Origin of the sequence: Cupriavidus oxalaticus, from assembly GCF_016894385.1 — a bacterium.
GTDB lineage: Bacteria > Pseudomonadota > Gammaproteobacteria > Burkholderiales > Burkholderiaceae > Cupriavidus > Cupriavidus oxalaticus.
This window is the reverse complement of record NZ_CP069812.1, coordinates 2,810,540-2,829,705: the sequence shown is the minus strand read 5'-3', so window position 1 is coordinate 2,829,705 and position 19,166 is coordinate 2,810,540. Positions and strand designations below refer to the sequence as shown.

General features: G+C 69.0%; 18 protein-coding genes. 7 read left to right on the top strand and 11 right to left on the bottom strand.

Features of this window, described 5'->3' with window-relative positions:
- Positions 1 to 62: 62 nt before the first annotated feature.
- From JTE92_RS25470 to msrA, 3 genes are all read left to right on the top strand, one after another.
- Positions 63 to 1,316 carry an acyl-CoA dehydrogenase family protein gene (locus tag JTE92_RS25470; protein WP_063240470.1) on the top strand — a complete coding sequence of 418 codons (1,254 nt, stop codon included), beginning with the start codon at positions 63 to 65 and terminating at the stop codon, positions 1,314 to 1,316.
- The gene (locus JTE92_RS25465) at positions 1,313 to 2,854 is read left to right on the top strand and encodes a class I adenylate-forming enzyme family protein (RefSeq protein ID WP_063240469.1); all 1,542 of its coding nucleotides are present in this window, start codon (positions 1,313 to 1,315) and stop codon (positions 2,852 to 2,854) included. Before JTE92_RS25470 ends, JTE92_RS25465 begins: the two co-directional genes overlap by 4 nt.
- A 127-nt stretch (positions 2,855 to 2,981) precedes the next feature.
- Complete coding sequence (gene msrA / locus JTE92_RS25460; RefSeq protein ID WP_063240468.1) at positions 2,982 to 3,524, top strand: peptide-methionine (S)-S-oxide reductase MsrA; 543 nt, start codon at positions 2,982 to 2,984, stop codon at positions 3,522 to 3,524.
- A gap of 7 nt (positions 3,525 to 3,531) precedes the next feature.
- On the opposite strand, the gene JTE92_RS25455 is transcribed toward msrA, so the two are convergent.
- From JTE92_RS25455 to JTE92_RS25435, 5 genes are all read right to left on the bottom strand, one after another.
- Positions 3,532 to 4,566, bottom strand: a complete 1,035-nt coding sequence (locus JTE92_RS25455; protein ID WP_063240467.1) for a DUF72 domain-containing protein — start codon at positions 4,564 to 4,566, stop codon at positions 3,532 to 3,534.
- Between the two features lie 20 nt (positions 4,567 to 4,586).
- Positions 4,587 to 5,828: a class I SAM-dependent methyltransferase gene (locus JTE92_RS25450; protein ID WP_063240560.1), complete on the bottom strand. Its 1,242-nt coding sequence runs from the start codon at positions 5,826 to 5,828 to the stop codon at positions 4,587 to 4,589.
- A gap of 212 nt (positions 5,829 to 6,040) precedes the next feature.
- Positions 6,041 to 6,679 carry a pyridoxamine 5'-phosphate oxidase gene (pdxH, locus tag JTE92_RS25445; protein ID WP_063240466.1) on the bottom strand — a complete coding sequence of 213 codons (639 nt, stop codon included), beginning with the start codon at positions 6,677 to 6,679 and terminating at the stop codon, positions 6,041 to 6,043.
- Positions 6,680 to 6,837: 158 nt separating this feature from the next.
- The gene (locus JTE92_RS25440) at positions 6,838 to 8,028 is read right to left on the bottom strand and encodes an MFS transporter (protein WP_063240465.1); all 1,191 of its coding nucleotides are present in this window, start codon (positions 8,026 to 8,028) and stop codon (positions 6,838 to 6,840) included.
- 338 nt (positions 8,029 to 8,366) lie between these two features.
- Entirely contained in the window at positions 8,367 to 10,718 is a 2,352-nt protein-coding gene (locus tag JTE92_RS25435) for an AsmA family protein (RefSeq protein ID WP_063240464.1), read from the bottom strand.
- 237 nt (positions 10,719 to 10,955) lie between these two features.
- On the opposite strand from JTE92_RS25435, the gene tcdA reads away from it, so the two are divergent.
- Complete coding sequence (gene tcdA, locus JTE92_RS25430; RefSeq protein WP_084254711.1) at positions 10,956 to 11,870, top strand: tRNA cyclic N6-threonylcarbamoyladenosine(37) synthase TcdA; 915 nt, start codon at positions 10,956 to 10,958, stop codon at positions 11,868 to 11,870.
- A 13-nt stretch (positions 11,871 to 11,883) separates the two neighbouring features.
- Here tcdA and JTE92_RS25425 read toward each other — a convergent pair whose 3' ends face one another.
- The gene (locus tag JTE92_RS25425; protein WP_063240463.1) at positions 11,884 to 12,462 is read right to left on the bottom strand and encodes a P-loop nucleotide/nucleoside kinase family protein; all 579 of its coding nucleotides are present in this window, start codon (positions 12,460 to 12,462) and stop codon (positions 11,884 to 11,886) included.
- 136 nt (positions 12,463 to 12,598) lie between these two features.
- On the opposite strand from JTE92_RS25425, the gene JTE92_RS25420 reads away from it, so the two are divergent.
- Positions 12,599 to 13,039 carry a bacteriohemerythrin gene (locus JTE92_RS25420; protein ID WP_063240462.1) on the top strand — a complete coding sequence of 147 codons (441 nt, stop codon included), beginning with the start codon at positions 12,599 to 12,601 and terminating at the stop codon, positions 13,037 to 13,039.
- A 31-nt stretch (positions 13,040 to 13,070) separates the two neighbouring features.
- On the opposite strand, the gene JTE92_RS25415 is transcribed toward JTE92_RS25420, so the two are convergent.
- Positions 13,071 to 13,448 (bottom strand): cupin domain-containing protein, encoded by a 378-nt coding sequence (locus tag JTE92_RS25415; RefSeq protein ID WP_063240461.1) that lies wholly within the window; start codon positions 13,446 to 13,448, stop codon positions 13,071 to 13,073.
- Between the two features lie 17 nt (positions 13,449 to 13,465).
- The gene (gene trxA, locus JTE92_RS25410) at positions 13,466 to 14,311 is read right to left on the bottom strand and encodes a thioredoxin (protein WP_063240460.1); all 846 of its coding nucleotides are present in this window, start codon (positions 14,309 to 14,311) and stop codon (positions 13,466 to 13,468) included.
- A gap of 198 nt (positions 14,312 to 14,509) precedes the next feature.
- Here trxA and JTE92_RS25405 point away from each other — a divergent pair, with 198 nt between their 5' ends.
- Positions 14,510 to 16,204 carry a long-chain fatty acid--CoA ligase gene (locus tag JTE92_RS25405; protein ID WP_063240459.1) on the top strand — a complete coding sequence of 565 codons (1,695 nt, stop codon included), beginning with the start codon at positions 14,510 to 14,512 and terminating at the stop codon, positions 16,202 to 16,204.
- A gap of 247 nt (positions 16,205 to 16,451) precedes the next feature.
- Here the strand turns inward: JTE92_RS25405 and JTE92_RS25400 are convergent, their stop codons facing one another.
- Positions 16,452 to 17,249, bottom strand: a complete 798-nt coding sequence (locus tag JTE92_RS25400) for an ankyrin repeat domain-containing protein (protein WP_084254710.1) — start codon at positions 17,247 to 17,249, stop codon at positions 16,452 to 16,454.
- A 17-nt stretch (positions 17,250 to 17,266) separates the two neighbouring features.
- Positions 17,267 to 18,058, bottom strand: coding sequence for a gamma-glutamylcyclotransferase (locus JTE92_RS25395; RefSeq protein ID WP_063240458.1), 792 nt, complete (start codon positions 18,056 to 18,058; stop codon positions 17,267 to 17,269).
- Between the two features lie 266 nt (positions 18,059 to 18,324).
- Here JTE92_RS25395 and JTE92_RS25390 point away from each other — a divergent pair, with 266 nt between their 5' ends.
- Positions 18,325 to 18,645 (top strand): hypothetical protein, encoded by a 321-nt coding sequence (locus JTE92_RS25390; protein WP_063240457.1) that lies wholly within the window; start codon positions 18,325 to 18,327, stop codon positions 18,643 to 18,645.
- A 138-nt stretch (positions 18,646 to 18,783) separates the two neighbouring features.
- On the opposite strand, the gene JTE92_RS25385 is transcribed toward JTE92_RS25390, so the two are convergent.
- Positions 18,784 to 19,131 (bottom strand): FKBP-type peptidyl-prolyl cis-trans isomerase, encoded by a 348-nt coding sequence (locus tag JTE92_RS25385; RefSeq protein WP_018008195.1) that lies wholly within the window; start codon positions 19,129 to 19,131, stop codon positions 18,784 to 18,786.
- Positions 19,132 to 19,166: the final 35 nt, after the last annotated feature.

The window sequence follows — 19,166 nt, the reverse complement described above, 5'->3', positions numbered from 1 at the left end:
AGCACCAGAAAACCAGAACAACGGCGCCGCTTCCTAGCGGCCGGCGCCAAGGAGACCGCGACATGCCTTCCGGCCAGCTCGACTTCATTCCCGCCGTCGGTACGGCGGATTTCACCCCGCGCCAGGCGCGCCTGCTGGCGCTGGCCAACCGCCTGGGCCGCGAACGCTTCGCCGCGCGCGCCGCCACCTGGGACCGCGAGGCCAGTTTTCCCTTCGCCAACTACGATGACCTGCGCGAAGCCGGGCTGCTGGCGCTGTGCGTGCCGGAAGCCTTCGGTGGCGAGGGCGCGGACTTTGCCACCTACTGCATGGTGGGCGCCGAGATCGGCCGCTTCTGCGGCGCCACGGCGCTGACGTACAACATGCATATCTGCTCGACCATGTGGACCGGCACGCTGTCCGATGGCATCGAGATGACGCCCGGACAGCGCGCCGAGCACGAGGCCCGCCGCGCGCTGCATTTCGCGCGCGTGGTGCGCGACGGCGCGGTCTACGCGCAGCCGTTCTCGGAAGGCTCGGCCGCGGCCGCCGGCAAGGCGCCGTTCGGCACCACCGCGCGCAAGGTCGAAGGCGGCTGGGTGCTGAACGGCCGCAAGATCTTCGCGTCGCTGTCGGGCGCGGCCGATTACTACGGCATCCTCTGCACCGAGGACCGCGGCGACCACCATCCCGACATGCGCGATACCCTCTATATCGCCGTGCCGGGCAAGGCCGACGGCCTCACCGTCACCGGCGCATGGGACCCGATGGGCATGCGCGGCACGGTCTCGCGCACGCTGCTGCTCAAGGACGTGTTCGTGCCCGACCAGGAGCAGCTGATGCCGCGCGGGGTCTACTACCGCGCCGCGCAGACGTGGCCGGCCATGTTCTTCACGCTGTCGCCGACCTACCTCGGCGTGGCGCAGGCCGCCTACGACTTCACCGTGCAGTACCTGCGCGGCGAGGTGCCGGGCCAGCCGCCGGTCAAGCGCCGCATGTACCCGACCAAGCAGATCGCGGTGGCGCAGATGCGCATCCAGCTGGAGAACATGCGCTCGATCTTCTGGCGCGTGATCCATGAAGCGAAGCCGAACCCTTCCAAGGACGAGCGCCTGCGCCTGTACGCCGCGCACTACACCGTGATGGAAGGCGCCAACGATATCGCGCGGCTGGCGATCCGCACCTGCGGCGGGCAGTCGATGCTCAAGGACCTGCCGCTGGAGCGCCTGTACCGCGACTCGCGCTGCGGCGCGCTGATGCTGCCGTGGACCGCCGAACTGATCCTGGACCGCATGGGCCGCGAAACGCTGTACGAATCCGGCGAGCGCGACGAATGAGCGGCGCCCGCAGTGGCCCGTCCCTTTGCGGCGACGCCGGGCCCGGCACGCTGCCGGCCCTGCTGTGGGCGCACGCCGATGCGGCGCCGCAGCGGCCCGCGCTGCACTATCTCGGTCGCACGTTCAGCTACGGCGAGCTGTGGCGCCGTGTGGAGCTGGCCAGCGCGCACCTGGTGGCCACCTGGGGCATCCGCCCCGGCGACCGGGTCGGCACGCTGTGCCTGAACCATGCATTGCAGCTGGTGCTGCTGTTCGCCTGCGCGCGGGTCGGGGCGATGTTCGTGCCGTTGAACTACCGGCTCGCCGCGGCCGAGCTGCACGCCATCGCCGGCCATGCGCGGCTGGCGCTGCTGTGCCACGACGACGCGCATGCCGCGCTGGCGCAGGAAGCCGGCGATGGCCAGTGCCGGCTGGCGCATCTGGATCGCATCGTCGATCACCCGGCGCCGCGCGTTGCCAGCTATCCGCACGTTGCCGGCAACGCGCCGCTGCTGCTGGCCTACACCTCGGGCACCACCGGCAAGCCCAAGGGCGCGGTGCATACGCAGGCCGGGCTGCTGGCCAATGCGCGCGCCAGCTGGTGGGCGCACGGCATGACGCGGGACGACCACGTGCTGTCGGTGCTGCCGACCTTCCATGTCGGCGGCCTGTGCATCCAGACGCTGCCGGCGCTGCTGGCCGGTGCGCAGGTGACGCTGCATGACCGTTTCGCGCCCGGCGCGTGGCTGGCGTCGGTCGCGCAAGCGTGCCCGAGCCTGGCGCTGATGGTGCCGGCCACGCTGCGCGCGGTGCTGGAGCATCCCGGCTGGGACGGCGCCGACCTGTCGCCGCTGCGCGGCGTGATGGCCGGCTCCGCGACGATCCCCCGGTCGTATATCGACGCGTTCCACGCGCGCGGTGTGCCACTCGGCCAGGTCTATGGCGCGACCGAGACCGGACCGGTGTCGGTCGCGCTGAAGCTGGAAGACGCCATGGCGCGGCCCGGCTATGCCGGCTGGCCGGTGCCGGAGGTGGCCGTGCGGCTGGCCGGGCCCGACGGCGCCGAGGTGGCGCAGGGCGAAGTCGGCGAATTATGGGTGCAGGGCCCCAATGTCATGGCCGGATACTGGAACCAGCCCGACGACGGCCTGCCCGGCGGCTGGTTCCGCTCCGGCGACCTGGCCCACCGCGATGCCGACGGCTGCATCGAGGTGGTCGGCCGCAGCAAGGACATGATCATTTCCGGCGGCGAGAACATCTATCCGGCCGAGATCGAGAATGTGCTGCTCGGCCTGCCCGGCGTGCAGGAGTGCGCGGTGGTGGGGGTGGCCGACGCGCGCTGGGGCGAGGTGCCGGTGGCGGTGATCGTGCCGGCGCCGGGCGCCGACCGCGCGCCGCTGGCCCCGGCGCCGGTGCGCGAGGCGCTGGCGGCCCGTATCGCCCGCTTCAAGCTGCCGCGGGACGTGGTGCTGCTCGACGACCTGCCGCGCAGCGCGCTGGGCAAGGTGATGAAGCCCCAGCTGCGGGCGCTGCTGGAATCGCAACGCCAAGGCGACTGACATGGCTGACACGGCTGACCCGGCAGTCCAGCCGCATGGCCGATGCGCGCGCGCCCGTCTGCGCTTATGCTTGAGGTCCGTAACACCGGACAACCATAGACATAGACCAGCCAAGGGAGCGGCGCACATGGAACAACGATTGGATACGGCCACGCTGGGCGGCGGGTGCTTCTGGTGCCTGGAGGCGGTCTACCAGCAGGTCAAGGGGGTGGTCGCGGTGGAGTCGGGCTATACCGGCGGCCATGTGGATCACCCGACCTACCAGCAGGTGTGCGAGGGCCAAACCGGCCACGCCGAAGTGGTGCGCGTCACCTTCGACCCGTCCGTGATCACTTTCCGCGAGATCGTCGAGATCTTCTTTGCCATCCACGATCCGACCACGCCGGACCGGCAGGGCAACGACATCGGGCCGCAGTACCGCTCGGTGATCTTCACGCATTCGGAAGCGCAGCGCGCCGTGGCCGAGTACGTGATGCGCGAGCTGGCCGCGGCCAAGGTCTACGATGCCCCGATCGTGACCCAGGTCGAGCCCGAGCAGCCGTACTGGCGCGCGGAAGAGGCCCACCAGAACTACTTCCAGGACCACCCGAGCCAGGGCTACTGTGCCTTCGTGATCTCGCCCAAGCTGGCCAAGTTCCGCAAGCAGTTCGCCGCGAAGCTGCGGGTGTAGCGGACGCCTACAGCCGTGCGGCGATGGCCTCGGCCAGCCGCACGATGCTCAGCGGCGCGCAGCCTTCGGCATTGTTGCTGACGATGACGATGGCGGGCTGGCCGGCGCGTACGGTGCGCGCCACCACCTCGGCGATGGCGTCGCGCGTGCCGGGATCGTCGTCGACGATGCGGTCGAACGGCTGGTACAGCTTCTCGGCATACGCGTACGGCCGGCCGGCATGCAGCATCCAGCGCAGCAGCAGCGGCCCTGGGCCGGCTTCATCCATCACGGCCTGCGCCGCGGCCTGGCGCGGCACCGCCGGCAGCCGGTCGCGCGCGGACAGGCAGAAGCGCGCGCCATGGCGGCGCAGCAGCTTGATATAGCGCGGCGTCAGCAGCGCCGGGTCGCGCAGCTCGACGGCATAGCAGGCATGCGGCGTGATGGACGGGTCCAGCGGCGGCAGCGCGCCCAGGAACGCGTCGAGCCGCTCCAGGAACACGCCGCTGTCCGCCAGGCTGCCCATCGGCGACAGCTGGAACAGCAGTGGCCCGCATTTGCTGCCGAGGCCGGCGGTGGCCGGGGCGATGAAGTCGCGCGCGGCGATCTCCACGTCCAGGAACGCCGCATTGGCGAGCCGGCCGGCGCCGTCCGAGCCGCGCAGCCAGGCGTCGCAGACGCTGGCTGGCGCCTTGACCACGAAGCGGAAGCCGTCCGGCACTTGCGCCGCGTAGGAAAGGTAGTCCGCCAGCGGGATCGGCCCGTAGAAGCCGCGATCGATCCCCGCCGCGCGCAGCAGCGGATGGCGCGAGTACGCGGCCAGTCCCTTGCGCGACAGCATGCTGTCGCCGTATTCGCCGTCGTAGACCAGCTGGTTCCAGCCCGGGTACGCCCAAGATGAGGTGCCGAAGCAGAGGTTGGCGGGCAGGCGCGTCGACAGCGCGCGCAATGCCTCGTCCACCGGCGCGGGTTGCACGCCCTGGGCACGGACGGACTTTGCGGGAGAGGCGGGGGCTTGTTGCGGGGCGGGCACGGGCAGCCCGCCAAACAGGTCTTCGGTCAATCGGTCGGTATCGGGTTCGTTCAGTCGTTGCGGCCGATGGGCTGCTCATAGATATAGCGGCGCGACCAGGGCACAGTGGCCGACGACATCCCCGCCTTGTGGCAGACCACCTGGTAGATCGACATCTTGTCGGTCTCGAAGGCATGCGAGCAGCCGGCCAGGTACACGCGCCAGATGCGGTATTTCTTCTCGCCGACCATATCACGGATGGTCTCGCCCTTGGCCTCGAAATTATCGGCCCAGTGGCGCAGCGTCTGCGCGTAGTGGCGGCGCAGCAGTTCCACGTCGAGCGCTTCCAGGCCGCCTTGCTCCAGCGTCTTCAGCACCAGCCCGATGTGCGGCAGCTCTCCTTGCGGGAACACGTAGCGGTCCATGAACTCGGCGCCGTCCATCGGCGTCTGGCCGTTGTCGGGATCGGGCGAGGTGATGCCGTGGTTCATCGCGTAGCCGTCATCGGCCAGCAGTTCGCGCATGCGGCGGAAGTACCCGGGCAGGTTGTCCTTGCCCACGTGCTCGAACATGCCGACGCTGGTGATGCGGTCGAAGGTGCCGGTGGTGTCGCGGTAGTCCTGCAGCCGGATCTCGACGCGGTCGGACAGCCCTGCCGCCCTGACGCGCTCGGTGGCCAGGTCGAACTGGTTCTGCGATAGCGTGATGCCCACGCAGCGCGCCCCGTATTTCTGCGCGGCGCGCAGCACCAGCGCGCCCCAGCCGCAGCCGATGTCCAGCAGCGTCTGGCCGGGCTGCAGCCGGATCTTGGTCAGGATATGGTCGATCTTCTTCAGCTGCGCGGTCGCCAGGTCCTCGTCGCCGTTTTCGAAATAGGCGCACGAATACACCATGTTGGGATCGAGCCAGAGCTTGTAGAAGTCGTTGGAGACGTCGTAGTGGTACTGGATCGACTTCTTGTCTGCCTGCCTGGTGTGCGAGAAATGCTGCGCCACCTTGGCCAGCGCGCCGCCGGCCCGCCGCGTGGCGGCCGACGACAGGCCGTAGCCGACCTTGATGATGTCGGCCAGCCTGCCGTCAAAGTCGATCTTGCCCTGTACGTAGGCCTCGCCCAGGTTGTCCAGGCTTGGCGTCAGCAGCAGCGGCAGTGCTGCGGCCTCGCGCACGGTCAGCGTGACCTGCGGCTTGTCGAAATGACCAAGTGCATACTCGGCGCCATTCCACAGGCGCAAGCAGACCGGCAGGTTGGCATTGTCACGCAGGTCGGCGATCCAGTTGTCGAGTTGCTTTTCCAGGGCTTGCTTGAAAAACATGCGCATTACCTCCCGATGGTTGCGGCACACGCTCGACCGATCCTCCGGACAAGGCAGGTACTGCCCCGAGCCTTGACCCGAGTCCGTCGCGAGCGCTTGGGCAAGAAGCACCAAGCGACGCCAGTCTCACTTTAGTCGAATTCCGCAGGCAGTGCAGCGCACCCTCGGGAAGCCCCCGGGACAGACCCGTTCGGACCTCCGTGGCCAGCGCGTCAGGGCGACAGGCGCACGATCTGCCAGGCGCCGCCCGGCTGGACACGAAAGACGATGCGGTCATGCAGGCGCGAAGGGCGCCCCTGCCAGAATTCCATTGCGGTCGGCACCAGCCGGTAGCCGCCCCAGTGCGGCGGGCGCGGCGGGTTGTCGCCGAACTTGCTGCGGTATTCCAGTTCGCGCTGTTCCAGCACGTCGCGGCCGGGTACTTCGCGGCTTTGTTCGGAAGCCCACGCGCCTACGCGCGAGCCGAGGGGGCGCGAGGCGAAATAGGCGTCGCTCTCGTCGTCGGCAACTTTTTCGACGATGCCTTCCACGCGCACCTGGCGCTCCAGCTGCACCCAGTGGAACAGCAGCGCGGCGCGGGGGTTTGCCGCCAGGTCCAGGCCCTTGCGGCTCTCGTAGTTGGTGAAGAAGGTGAAGCCGCGGTCGTCGATGCCCTTGAGCAGCACGATGCGCGCGGAAGGCTGGCCATCGGCGCCGACGGTGGCCAGCGTCATGGCGTTGGGTTCGGGCAGCTTGGCCGTGACCGCCTCGTCGAACCAGCGCTTGAACTGGCTCATCGGGTCGGGGGCTACGTCGGTTTCGGACAGCGAGCCCAGGACATAGGTACGGCGGAGGTCGGCGAGTTGAGTCATGTCGCAATCATCGGAGAATCGGTCGGGATACGCGGCGAGCCCGGGGGCGAGGGCGCAGGTCCGGCTGATTCGAGTATAGCGAATGCGCCGGGGGCCGCATTTGCGCGCCGGCAAGGCGTGCCGGCGGCGTCACCACGGGTGGCGGCGCGCGCCGGCGTTCATGCCGGTGGCAGTGCCCGGCGTCCCTGGCGCCGCGAGTAGTATCCGGCCGCGCCCATTGCGCCGGCCATCGACAGGAAGATCGGCAGCATGCCGAGTGCCGTGCCGACCACGCCGAAGGTCAGCGGCCACACCACCTGGCTGGTATTGAGCACCGCCGAGCGCAGGCCCAGCGCCTCGCCGGCGCGTCCGTGCGGCGACACCGTGTGCAGGATGTTCATGACATTGGGCTGCGCACTGCCCAGCGCCAGCCCGAGCACGAAGGCCAGCCCGCACATCAGCCAGAAGTGCGTGACGAAGGGGTAGGCCAGGTAGGCCAGCGCGCCTACCAGCAGCGCGGTGCGGATGATCTTCCACTCCGACAGGCGGCGCGACACCACCGGCATCGCTACGCGGATGAGCAGCGTCGCCATGGCAAAGGCGCCCAGCACCCAGCCGATCGACGACGGCGACAGCCCGATGCGCGAGCCCTGGATCGGGATCAGGAAGGCGTGCAGGTCCCAGGCCGCCGACAGCACCGCGCTGGCGACAAAGACGGCGCGCAGCTCGGGATACTGCAGCAGGTCGAGCGTGGAGCGGCGGCTGCCGTCCTCGATGGCGATGCGGCCCGCATTGCCGCCTTGCGCGGGCAGCCGCGGCCGCACCCACTGCAGGCCGGCCTGGCCGACCAGCGCCACCGCGACCAGCAAGGCAAAAGCGGGCCGGAAGCCGGCATGCTCGATGACATAGCCCATCGCCACCGGCCCCAGCGTGCCCGACACCGACAGCCCGAGCGCGTGCCAGGTGTAGTTGCGCAGCCGCGTGTCGTTGGTCGAGACCTGGCCGATCAGCAGCTGCATGGCCACCTGGACCAGCATGAAGCCCACGCCGATCAGCGCGCACGACAGGTACAGCGCATCCAGTTCATGCCACACCGCGGGCAGCAGCGTGCCGGCAACCACCATCAGCGAGCCGGCGGTCATGGGCTTGCGCGGGCCGATCTCGTCGATGCGCTTGCCGGCGCGGATGGCCAGCAGCATCGGCAGCAGCGCATACAGCGACATCAGCACGCCGAGCGTGACGGTGGAAGCCTTCAGGGAAATCGCGAACAGCGACACCACCACGCGGCTGGCGTTGAAGGCCACGTGGTTGCACACCGTCAGCGCGATCAGCCAGGTGATCGGCGGGACGGCGGCGTGCGGCAGCGACATGGGGGCGGGCGAGTGGCGTTGAGGTTCCGCGCTCGCAGGCGGCCGGCGGCCGTGCCGAGGCGGACAACAAGAACGGAAACAAGCGGAAACAAAGGGCGGCCGTAGCCGCGCCTTCCGAAGGATGCGAACGGGCGAGCCCGCCTCGCATCCGATGCTTGCCATGCTTAAACTTCTTGTAAATGGCCGTTTAATTATGCGCCGCATGTGGGCGGGTTACAACGGCAATCTGCGACGGGATGCCGCAGCAGGCGGAAGTGTTGCAGTTTCGCTTCAGACAACTGCAGACATGTCGCGACACGGCGACACTCCCCGGCAAAGTGACGGTGGTGCCCGTCGGCTCAACCGCCCTTGTACAGCGCCGCGTCGTTGTCCGGGCGCAATGGCTTGCGTGCTTCGCGCTCGGCCGGGGGGCGCTCAGCGCGTGCGGGCCGGCCGGCCTGCGCCTCGGCCTGTGCCGCGGTGCCGGGCGTTTCCGGCGGGATCGGCTTGCCGGCGGTCATGCCCGCGGTGCCGCCCGTCCTTGGATCCTTGTAGGTCTTGCCGGGAGGCGGCGCGACCGGGCGCTTGCGCAGGTCGGCCAGCAGTGCGGCGCATTTGTTGCTGTCGCCGCCGGGCGACAGGTCCACCAGCGGCAGCACCGCGGTGGCGACCGGCGCCAGCAGCGCCAGCGACAGCGCGCCGCCGGCGCGCAGCGCCAGCACGCCGATGTCGGGGCTGACGGTCGGCTTCTTCATGGTTCCGCCCACGTACAGCGGCGAGCGCAGGGAAAAGATGCGCAGGCCCTTGGAGTCCGGGTGGATGGTCAGTGCCAGCCGCTCGTTGCGCAGGTCGATGCCGCCGGTGGTCTCGATGACGGCATCGTCGGTATCGAGCACGAAGGTGCGTGCGCGCGCGATGCCGTTGGTAAAGGCAAAGTCGCTGACGCCGCAGTTGATCTGCACCGGCTTGTCGCCGAACAGCTTGTTGATCACCAGGCTGCCCACGTTCAGGCCGATCGCTTCCAGGATGAACTTGCTGACCGTGCCGTTCTCTACCAGCAGCTTGGCCTCGCCATTGGACGATCCCAGCAGCGCCCCCACCGAATTGCCGGTGGCCGACAGCCTGGCGCTGCCGTTCAGTTCACCGATGCTGGCGCGCATCAGGTCGACGGTGGGAAACAGCTGCTTGAGCTTCATGTGGCGGGCGGTCATGTCGACCACCGCGCCCATCGGCTCGCGCTTGCCGTCCAGGCGCACGGTCGACACCAGGTTGCCGCCGGCTACGCCGAAGTTGAGCGGGTCGAGCAACAGCACGCCATCCTGCATCTTCAGGTGCGTGACCAGGTTGGTGATGGGCAAGTCCGCGTCGCGGATGATGCGCTTGCCGGTAAAGTGCACGTCGGCATCGATCTTGTCCCAGCGTTCGGTATGGAACGGCGCCACCGGCAATGCCTTGTCGGGCGGCTGCCGCACCGCGCTGTCCTTGGCCGGGCGCCCGGGCTTGGCGTCGGCGCCGATCAGCGGCGCCAGGTCGACGAAGCGCAGCTGGTTCGACAGCAGGGTGCCGGCCAGCAGCGGGCGCGGCTCGCGCTTGGTGAAGGTCAGCGTGCCGGACAGGTCGCTGCCGCCGACCCGGCCGGTGAATTTCTGGTACTCGTAGACCGAGCCTTCCTTGCGCAGCGTGGCCATCAGCCGGCCGCGGGTTTCATAAGGCGGGGTCGACGGCAGCACCACGCCGGTGAGCGCGTACAGCCTGGCCATGCTGTCGCCGGCCAGCGTCAGGTGGACGTCGAGCGCGGCCAGGTGGGCGGGGTTGGTCACGGTGCCTTCGACGACCGCGCGGGTGGTGCCCACGCGCACATCGGCCAGGAACGGGAAGGGCACATCGGTATTGCGCAGGCTCAGCACGGTGCCTGCCTTGCCGCTGGCATTGATGGTGGCATCGTTGTAGCGGCCGGTGGCTTTCCAGCGCAAGCCGTAGCGGTCGGTGCCGGCGGTGGCCGAGGCGGGCGGCCCGGACGCAGGCGGGGCCGACGCAGAAGGTGCGGATGGTGCAGATGCCGCGGCCGCGCTGGCCGGCGGTCCGGGCGGCACGGCGGACGCCTGCGGGCCGACCAGCGCGCCGTCGCGCGCCTTGTCATAGAGCGGGTTGTCGCCGATGGTGTCGAGCTGTGCCTGCAGCTCGATCTTCTTGAACTGGTCGGACAGCGCCAGGTTGCCGCGCGCCAGCACCACCTCGCCGATATCCAGCTCCCATTTCGACGGACCTTTCTTGGGGCCGAACTCGAGCGTCCAGTTGTTGCGGGAATCGGCCAGCCGCTCCAGCCATACCGCCGGGCTGTCGACCACAATGGTGGGCACCGCGATCTGGTGCGCCAGCAGCGGGATCGGCCGCAGCACGAAGATCAGTTCTCGTACGGTGGCGAGGTTGGGTTGTTTCGCCCAGTCGGTATTGCCGATGGTGATGTCGCGTGCCGACAACCGCGGCCACGGCACCAGCGTATGCCAGCCGGTCTCGCCTTCGCCGCGGCGCCAGGTCACGGTCAGGTCGCCGTTGATGGCAAAGGGACGGCCGATGGCCTCGGAAACCTTGTCGTTGAGCCAGGGCTTGACGCGGTTCCAGTCGAAGGTCAGGAACAGGACCACCAGCAGCGCGATCAGCGCGATCGGTGTCAGCACACTCCACAGGACGACCTTGCGGCGCACGGGCATGAGGCGGGCTCCTCTATGGCGGGGCGGGTCCGCTGGGACCGGCTGGCCCCGATGCTTGCCTGGGCCTGCCTGGGCTTGCGTGGGGCGGCGAACGGACCACTGCAGGTCTATTGTATAGTTGCGCGCTTCCCGTCTTTGTCGGGGGTTGGCTGACATCGCCGCCGGAGAATGCCGGATTTTTCTGCCGGCGCGGCCCCGGCCGCCGCCGCCTCGTCCCCACGCTCCAGAGCCCTCAGCATGAACGATGCCGCACACCCCTTGCCCGGCGACCTTCCCGGTGACCTCCCCGGCCATCTGCCTGGCCTGCCCGAGCCGCTGACCCACGAAAGTCCGGCCGACGATGACTACCACCGCCGCTTCGGCGGCGTCGCGCGGCTGTATGGCGCCGCCGGGCTGGCGCGGCTGGAGGCGGCCCATGTGTGCGTGGTCGGCATCGGCGGCGTGGGCAGCTGGGCCGCCGAGGCGCTGGCGCGCAACGCGGTCGGCCGCATCACGCTGATCGACCTCGACCATATCGCGCTGTCCAACACCAACCGGCAGATCCACGCGCTGGGCGATGCCTACGGGCGCGCCAAGGTCGAGGCCATGGCCGAGCGCATCGTTGCCATCAACCCGCGCTGCCGGGTGACGCAGGTCGACGATTTCGTCACCACCGACAACGTGCCCGCGCTGCTCGGCGCCGGCTTTGACTACGTGATCGACGCCATCGACGCCGTGCGGGTCAAGACCGAAATGCTCGGCTGGGCGCGGCGCCAGGGCGTGCCGGTGATCACCTGCGGCGGCGCCGGCGGCCAGGTCGATCCCACGCGCGTGCGCATCGACGACCTGGCGCGCACGATCCAGGACCCGCTGCTGTCCAAGGTGCGCGCCGGGCTGCGCAAGCAGTGGGGCTTCACGCGCGATCCCAAGAAGAAGTTCGGCATTGCCGCGGTCTATTCCGACGAGCCGTTGCAGTATCCGGAGCCCGAGCAGCAGGCCTGCGAGATCGACGAGGCGCCGCCGCACGATGGGCACGGCGGGCACGGCGGCCATGCGGCTGCGAGCGGGCCGCAGGGGCTGGCCTGTGCGGGCTTCGGCTCGTCGGTGGCGGTGACGGCCGTGTTCGGCTTCGTCGCGGCATCGGCGGCGATCGGCGCGATCGCGCGCGGCTGAAGCCGCCCGTCGCTCAGGCGCTCAACGCGCGCAGCAGGCCGTCGACCTCGGCCTCGCCCGGCGCCAGGTTGTCGAAGAAGATCAGTTCGGGATATTCGTCCGCGCTCGGCATGAAGCGCCGCGTGCGGTACGCGTCCCAGTGCTGCAGCTTGTAGGCGTCGTTAGGGTTGCCGCGCCGGATGATGCGCGCGTGCGCCTCGTCTTCCGGCAGGTGCACCCAGACGATGCGGACGGTGGTGCCTTGCGGCACCTGCAGCCATTCCGGATCGTTCAGCAGGTGGGCGCGAATCTCGCGCGACAGCGGGCCGATCACCAGCACGCTGATGCCCAGTGCCAGGTTTTCGCGCGCGGTATCGAGCAGGCCCTGGTATTCGGGGTCGCGCAGGTGGTCCAGGTAGGCCGGGCTGTCGCGGTCGTTGGGGTCGCCGGTAATGGCGGCCATGGCCGCGGCGCTGTAGCGGCCGTACAGCGTGTCCTTGTCGAGCAGGCAGAAGGGCTCGCCGGTGGCCTGCATCAGCGGGCCGATCAGGCGGTGAGCGAGGGTGGTCTTGCCGGTGCCGGCATGGCCGCAGAAAAAGATCAGTCGTGGCATGGGCGATAGGGGTGGCGGGCGGGGCGCATACCCCACAGCATACCCGCCCGGCTTGCGCAAGATCAGGTCCGGGCCGCGTCGATTCGGTATCCTTGCCGTTTTCCACACGATTTCCCCGCGATTGCCGCCGCTCCCCATGGACGCCAAAGACCAGCTCTCCTCCGCCGGCCTGCCCGAAGATCTTCACCTTGGCGAACCGGTCACGGATGCCACCCACGCCGAGTTCGTGCAATTGCTGGCCGCGGTGGCCAGTGCCGACGATGCCGGCTTCCTGGCCGCGATGGACGAGTGGATCGACCATACGCGCCACCATTTCGCGCAGGAAGAACAGTGGATGGAGGCGATGGGCTTCGGTCCGCGCCATTGCCACGCGGGCGAGCACAAGCAGGTGCTGGCCGTGGCCGTCGCCGTGCGCGACAAGGTCCAGTCCGACGGCGAATTCGGGCTGGGCCGCCGGCTGGTGTCCGAGCTGTCAGGCTGGTTCGACCATCACGTCAAGTCGATGGACGCGATGATGGTCGAGCATATGCGCGAGAACGGCTTCACGCTGGTGGAAGGGCCGGCTGAGGCGGCCTGAGGCGCTTGAAGCCGGCCGAAGCCGGCCGGGCTCAGGCAGGCCGCGCCGCGTCGCGGTCGATCACGACGAAATACTTGCGCACCGGCTCCAGCACCTGGAACAGGCCGGTGAAGCCCGCCGGGATCACGCAGGAATCGCCCGGGCCGAATTCGCGGGCCTCGCCAGCCTCGTCGCTGATGCGGATGCGGCCGCTGATCACATGGAAGAACTCTTCCTTGCCCGCCGGGAAGGCGATGCGCCACGCGCCGGGCTCGCAGGCCCAGATGCCGCAATCGAAATCGCCGTGTCCGGCGCTGTAGTGCGTCCAGGTGGTGCGGTCGGGGTTGCCCGACACCAGCCGGTCGGGCCGCGGGCGGTCGTGGGTCGGGGCGGGTTCGGTCCTGAAATCGACCAGGCGGGGCGTGGACATGGCGCTTGGCTCCCCGCTCAGTTCAGCGATGTGCTCAACTGGCGGCGCCAGCGCGACACCACCTCGGGCCGGTCGGCCAGCATCTCGAATACCGACAGCATGGTCCTGCGGCCGATATCGTCCTCGAAGCCGCGGTCGGTGCGCACGATCGCCAGCAGCTGTTCCAGCGCCGGCTCGTACTGCTGGTGCGCGATCATCAGCCGCGCCAGGTCCAGCCGGGCCGCGAGGTCGCGCGGATCGGCGGCGATGCGGCCGGTGAGGGTGGCCTCATCGGGCAGGCCGGCGGCGTTTTCCATGGCTTCGATGCGCGTGCGCAGGGCGCCATAGCCATCTTCCTGCCCGGCGCGCGGCGACAGCGCCGCGAATTCCGCCCTGGCCCGGCCGACGTCATTGCCGTCCAGCAGGAAGCCGATATAGGCCAGCCGCGGGGCGTCGGATTCCGGGTCCGCGGCAATCGCGTCGGCGAACAGGGTCTCGGCGCCGTCGCGGTTGCCGGCGGCGGCCAGTTCCTGCGCCTCGGCCAGCGGCGACCTGGCCTGGCCCGGCGCCAGCCGGCCCAGGAACTCGCGCAGCCCCGACTCCGGCAGCACGCCGGTGAACTGGTCCACGGCCTGTCCGTCGGCGATCGCCACCACATGGGGGATGCTGCGCACGCCGAAATGCGCGGCCAGTTCCTGGTTCTCGTCGACATTGACCTTGACCAGTTTCCAGCTGCCTGCCGCTTCCGCCTCCAGCCGTTCCAGCATCGGGCCCAGCGTGCGGCAGGGGCCGCACCAGGGCGCCCAGAAATCGACCAGCACCGGCGCCTGGTGCGAGGCGTCGATCACTTCGGTTTCGAAATTCTGCAGGTTGACGTCGCTCATGAACAGTCCTGAAAGAGGCGGAGATCTATCTATTGTGAGGGCGAAGGCGCCAAATACAACGGCTGCCCGTAGTCGCCCGCCGTAGCCGCACACCGGCGTTGGGGAAAGTCACCGGTTGAAAATAGAACGATCGTTCAGTTATAGTCCTTGACCATACCGACAGACCCGGTCCGAAGACCGACGCACAGGAGACGTTTCATGCAGAACCCAGTCCGTCCGCATTTCCAGTTCTGGCCAAAGCGCCTGCCGACCGCCATCGTGCTGCCCGAGACGTCGCTCTGGTACAACCTGGAAGTGTCGGCGCTCCGCTATGCGGACAAGGCGGCGATCCGCTATTTCGGCAACGCCATCACCTTCCGCGAACTGGAAGCGCAGGCCACCGCGCTGGCCGGCTGGCTGCAGCAGAAGGCGGGCGTGAAGAAGGGCGAGCGGGTGCTGCTGTACATGCAGAACTGCCCGCAGTTCATCGTCAGCTACTACGCGATCCTGCGCGCCGATGCTGTGGTGGTGCCGGTCAACCCGATGAACCGCGCCGAGGAATTCAAGCACTACGTCACCGATGCGCAGGCGCGCGTGGCGATCTGCACGGCCGACCTGGCCGCCGGCGTGGACCAGGCCGTGGCGGAACTGGCGCCGGCCGAGCGCCTGCAGCACCTGCTGGTGACGCAGTACGCCGACGCGCTGCCGCCCGCGCACGAGCACCCCGAAGACGCACCGCCCGCGTGGCTGACAACGCCGCACGCGCTGCCCGCCGGCGCGACCGCATGGGCCGAGGCGCTGGGCGCCGGCCTGCAGCCGGGGCCGCATACGGCCGGGCCGGACGACATGGCCGTGATGCCGTACACGTCCGGCACCACCGGCTTTCCCAAGGGCTGCATCCATACGCACCGCTCGGTCATGCACAACATCGTCGGCGGCGCGACCTGGTCGGGCTCGGGCGCCGAATCGGTGATCCTGTCGGTGCTGCCGCTGTTCCACGTCACCGGCATGCAGTACGGCATGAACGGCCCGATCTACAGCGGCGCCACCGTGGTGATGCTGCCGCGCTGGGACCGCGAGGTGGCCGGCCGTTTGATCTCGCGCTACCAGGTCACGCACTGGACCAATATCCCGACCATGGTGATCGACTTCCTGGCCAGCCCCAACCTGGCACAGTTCGACCTGTCGAGCCTGCGCTATATCGGCGGTGGCGGCGCGGCCATGCCGCAGGCCGTGGCCGAACGGCTGCGCGAGCAGTTCGGGCTGAACTACCTGGAAGGCTACGGGCTGTCCGAGACCATGGCGCCGACGCACAGCAACCCGTCGGACCGGCCCAAGCTGCAGTGCCTGGGCGTGCCGACCTTCAACACCGACGCGCGCGTGATCGACCCGGTCACGCTCAAGGAACTGCCGCCCAACGAGATCGGCGAGATCATCGTCAGCGGCCCGCAGGTGTTCAAGGGCTACTGGGGCAAGGAAGACGCCACGCGCGAGTCCTTCCTCGAGTTCGAGAGCAAGACCTTCTTCCGCACCGGCGACCTGGGGCGCATGGACGAGGAGGGCTACTACTTCATCACCGACCGCCTCAAGCGCATGATCAACGCGTCGGGCTTCAAGGTTTGGCCGGCCGAGGTGGAGAACCTGCTGTACAAGCATCCGGACGTGCAGGAGGCCTGCATCATCGGCACGCGCGACCCGTACCGCGGCGAGACCGTCAAGGCGGTGGTGGTGCTGCGCGCCCATGCCAGGGGCAAGACTACGCCGGACGAGATCATCGACTGGGCCAAGGAGAACATGGCCGCGTACAAGTACCCGCGGGTGGTGGAGTTCGTGGACGCGCTGCCCAAGTCTGGGACCGGCAAGGTGATGTGGCGGCAACTGCAGGAGAGCGAGAACGCGCGGGCGGCAGTCTAGGGCAAATAGCGAAGCCAACGGTTTCGGATGCGCCAAAGCCGCCCGAACTAGCCTCAGCAAGGTGTTCTCCCCCCTCACGGGGAGAGGGCCGGGGTGAGGGGTGGATTAGCGAGGAACCACAACAAGCAAGGCCAACGGTTTTGTCCAGCATGGTGGCTCCGGCCAGCGCCCGGCCCTCACCCCAACCCTCTCCCGCGCGCGGGAGAGGGAGCACCCAATTGGCGTCCGAACCGCCCCAGGGCGAGGCTCAATGCCCCCGCACCCGCATCAGCATCTTCACCATCGTCTTGTATCCCCGCTCGCGGGCGTGGCGGGTCGGCGTCACGCCTTCGCGGTCTGCCAGGTTGGCGTCGGCGCCGGCATCCAGCAGCAGCTGCACCGTTTCCTCGTAGCGCGTGCTGCCATCGCCCAGCACCACCGCCTCAAGCAGCGCCGTCCAGCCTAGGTTGTTGACGTGGTCGACGGCAATGCCGGCTTTCAGCAGCAGCTTCACCACTTCCACATGGCCCTGCTGGCTCGCGACGATCAGCGCGGTGCCGTCGTAGCGGTCGGTGCTGCCCAGGTCCGCGCCATGCGCCAGCGCCAGCCGGACGATCTCGGCCTGGCCACTGGCGGCGGCCAGCAGGAAGGGGCTGTTGGCGTCGGCGTCCTTGTGGTTCACGTCCGCACCGGCCAGCATCAGCATCCGCGCGACTTCGACGTGGTGGCTCTGCACGGCGGCCTGCAGCGCGCTGCGCCCGCGTTCGTCGGCCGCGCGCGCGGTGGCTCCCGCGGCCAGCAGGCGCGCCACCATGTCCTGGTCGCCGATGCCGGCGGCGGTGATCAGGTTGCGGTCGAGCGCGCTCAGGCCTTCACTGCGCAGCGGTACGCGCGCCGTGGCGCGCGGCCGCGCGGCGCCGCTCTCGGTGGCCGCGCCCGCCCTGGGCCGTGCGGGCAAAGTCTGGCCGCCCTGCGCCGCCAGCAGGCTGCCCCCAACCAGCAAGCCCATCAGCCCCAGCATCTCATGGAGTGCTTGTCTGCGGCTGCGGACGGCGGGGCGCGTCATGGCGGGAGCTCCTGGGCTCAGACGGTTTCGCGAGGCCGGGCCGGCGAGGGTGGGGTATCGTCCATGCCGGTGCCGGCGGTGCCGGCCCTGGCGGCGGCACTTTCGGCGTCGGCGGCATCGTCCGCCTGGACCTGGCGCCACAGCCGGCCCAGGTAGGGATCGTCGACGCCGTTGGTGGCCAGCCCCAGCAGGGTTTGCTGCAGGTATTCGCGCGCCGGGCCGTACAGCCCGGCGGCGTGGCGCAGCCGCTCGACCACGCTGGTGTCCGGCAGCCGGCCGGCGTAGGACTCGTGCGCGCGGTTCATGACGAAGGCCAGGGCGCGCTGCTCCGGCCCCCAATCGCCATCGCCATGGCCATTGCCGCCGGTGCGGATGCGCAGCCAGCGCGGGTGGTAGGCGCCCGTCAGCATCTCGCGCCGCCACAGCACGCGGAATTCCTGCTCGACCACGTGGCTGGGGATCCGGAACACCATCCCGTGGCAGCAGCCGCCGCGATCCAGGCCCAGCACCAGCCCCGGGTTGTCCCAGGTGCCGCGGTTGATGCGGGAGTAGAGGTAGAAGCCGCGGTGGTAGCCATGCACGGTCGCACGCCGGCGCTCGGTGTGCACCACCATCGGGTTCCAGATCAGGGAGCCATAGCCGAACACCCAGACATCGCCGCCGAGCGCGGGATCATCGGGCTTGCATGCCAGCGCGTCGCAGAGGGACTGCTCCAGCACGTGCTCGGGCAACAGCGAGGACGCGACCGGGGTACTGCACAGCGAGGTGCGCAGCCGGTCGGATTCGAGGTCCTGTCGCGTAATGGCCATGCTGCAAGCATAAATCAAAGCAACGTCCCGGGCAGGTGGGGGAAATGACATAAGTGCCAGTTTTTCCCGGAAATGCCTGAGGCGGAGGCATTGGTGTGGGCGTTAGGCAACGGTCGCCGCCGCGTGGCGGCCTTGCCACCCGGCGTGATCGGGATCGAGCCGTGACCGCGCACGCTTGTCCGCGGTCAGCCGGGGGCGTTTTGCTGGCCCGCAGTGGCGGGCAGTCTTTACAATGGGAGCCTCAATCCGACCAGGAGGAACCTGCGATGGCGCGTACGCTTACGGTGGTGTTCGGTAGCGGCAAGGAGTATGACTTCACGATCGGCGCGGACGAGCTGGCCGCGGTGGGCGAGGATGCGGCGTGGCGCTGGTTCGACCGGGAGTACACCGAGCTGGATTGCCAGGCGTCGAGCCCGGTCGGCAAGGTGCTGGTGATCGACAAGATCCTGAATGTCGCCAAGTTTTCCGGGGAGTCGCGCTTCTCCGGCGATCCTGCCTGGGCGCAGGACTATGCGCGCCATGCGGCGCGGCTGCTGGACCGCGACAAGGTCCGGGTCGATGTCGGCAACGCCGCCATCGGGTTCTGAGGCGCCTTGGGAACGGCGCCCGATATCTGATACAACGCTCGGTTGTCGTTCCCGCGCAGGCGGGAACCCAGCGTCTTTCAGCCAGCGCATGCGCTGAATAAAGACACGGGGCTCCCGCCTGCGCGGGAGCGACGGCCGTTAAACCGCCAGCAGTTCCACTTCAAACAGCAGCGTCGCGTTCGGCGGGATCACGCCGCCGGCGCCGCGCGCACCGTAGCCGAGGTCGGCCGGGATCACCAGGCGGCGCACGCCGCCGACCTTCATCCCCTGCACGCCTTCGTCCCAGCCGCGGATCACGTGGCCGGCGCCCAGCGGGAACACGAACGGATCGTTGCGGTCCTTGCTCGAATCGAACTTGCGGCCGGCCTGGCCGTTTTCGTACAGCCAGCCGGTGTAGTGCACGGTGACGTGCTTGCCGGCGGTGGCTTCGGCGCCGGAGCCGACGGTGGTGTCTTCGTATTGCAGGCCAGAGGGCGTGGTTTGCATGGTGATTTCCTTCCGATAGAAACTGGCAGGGACCA

What these genes read in the sequence shown, in the direction of transcription:
- JTE92_RS25470 (WP_063240470.1), top strand. Translation starts at nt 63, where the DNA reads ATGCCTTCCGGCCAGCTCGACTTCATTCCCGCCGTCGGTACGGCGGAT.
- JTE92_RS25465 (WP_063240469.1), top strand. Translation starts at nt 1,313, where the DNA reads ATGAGCGGCGCCCGCAGTGGCCCGTCCCTTTGCGGCGACGCCGGGCCC.
- msrA (WP_063240468.1), top strand. Translation starts at nt 2,982, where the DNA reads ATGGAACAACGATTGGATACGGCCACGCTGGGCGGCGGGTGCTTCTGG.
- JTE92_RS25450 (WP_063240560.1), bottom strand. Translation starts at nt 5,828, where the DNA reads ATGTTTTTCAAGCAAGCCCTGGAAAAGCAACTCGACAACTGGATCGCC.
- pdxH (WP_063240466.1), bottom strand. Translation starts at nt 6,679, where the DNA reads ATGACTCAACTCGCCGACCTCCGCCGTACCTATGTCCTGGGCTCGCTG.
- JTE92_RS25440 (WP_063240465.1), bottom strand. Translation starts at nt 8,028, where the DNA reads ATGTCGCTGCCGCACGCCGCCGTCCCGCCGATCACCTGGCTGATCGCG.
- JTE92_RS25435 (WP_063240464.1), bottom strand. Translation starts at nt 10,718, where the DNA reads ATGCCCGTGCGCCGCAAGGTCGTCCTGTGGAGTGTGCTGACACCGATC.
- tcdA (WP_084254711.1), top strand. Translation starts at nt 10,956, where the DNA reads ATGAACGATGCCGCACACCCCTTGCCCGGCGACCTTCCCGGTGACCTC.
- JTE92_RS25425 (WP_063240463.1), bottom strand. Translation starts at nt 12,462, where the DNA reads ATGCCACGACTGATCTTTTTCTGCGGCCATGCCGGCACCGGCAAGACC.
- JTE92_RS25420 (WP_063240462.1), top strand. Translation starts at nt 12,599, where the DNA reads ATGGACGCCAAAGACCAGCTCTCCTCCGCCGGCCTGCCCGAAGATCTT.
- JTE92_RS25415 (WP_063240461.1), bottom strand. Translation starts at nt 13,448, where the DNA reads ATGTCCACGCCCCGCCTGGTCGATTTCAGGACCGAACCCGCCCCGACC.
- trxA (WP_063240460.1), bottom strand. Translation starts at nt 14,311, where the DNA reads ATGAGCGACGTCAACCTGCAGAATTTCGAAACCGAAGTGATCGACGCC.
- JTE92_RS25405 (WP_063240459.1), top strand. Translation starts at nt 14,510, where the DNA reads ATGCAGAACCCAGTCCGTCCGCATTTCCAGTTCTGGCCAAAGCGCCTG.
- JTE92_RS25400 (WP_084254710.1), bottom strand. Translation starts at nt 17,249, where the DNA reads ATGACGCGCCCCGCCGTCCGCAGCCGCAGACAAGCACTCCATGAGATG.
- JTE92_RS25395 (WP_063240458.1), bottom strand. Translation starts at nt 18,058, where the DNA reads ATGGCCATTACGCGACAGGACCTCGAATCCGACCGGCTGCGCACCTCG.
- JTE92_RS25390 (WP_063240457.1), top strand. Translation starts at nt 18,325, where the DNA reads ATGGCGCGTACGCTTACGGTGGTGTTCGGTAGCGGCAAGGAGTATGAC.
- JTE92_RS25385 (WP_018008195.1), bottom strand. Translation starts at nt 19,131, where the DNA reads ATGCAAACCACGCCCTCTGGCCTGCAATACGAAGACACCACCGTCGGC.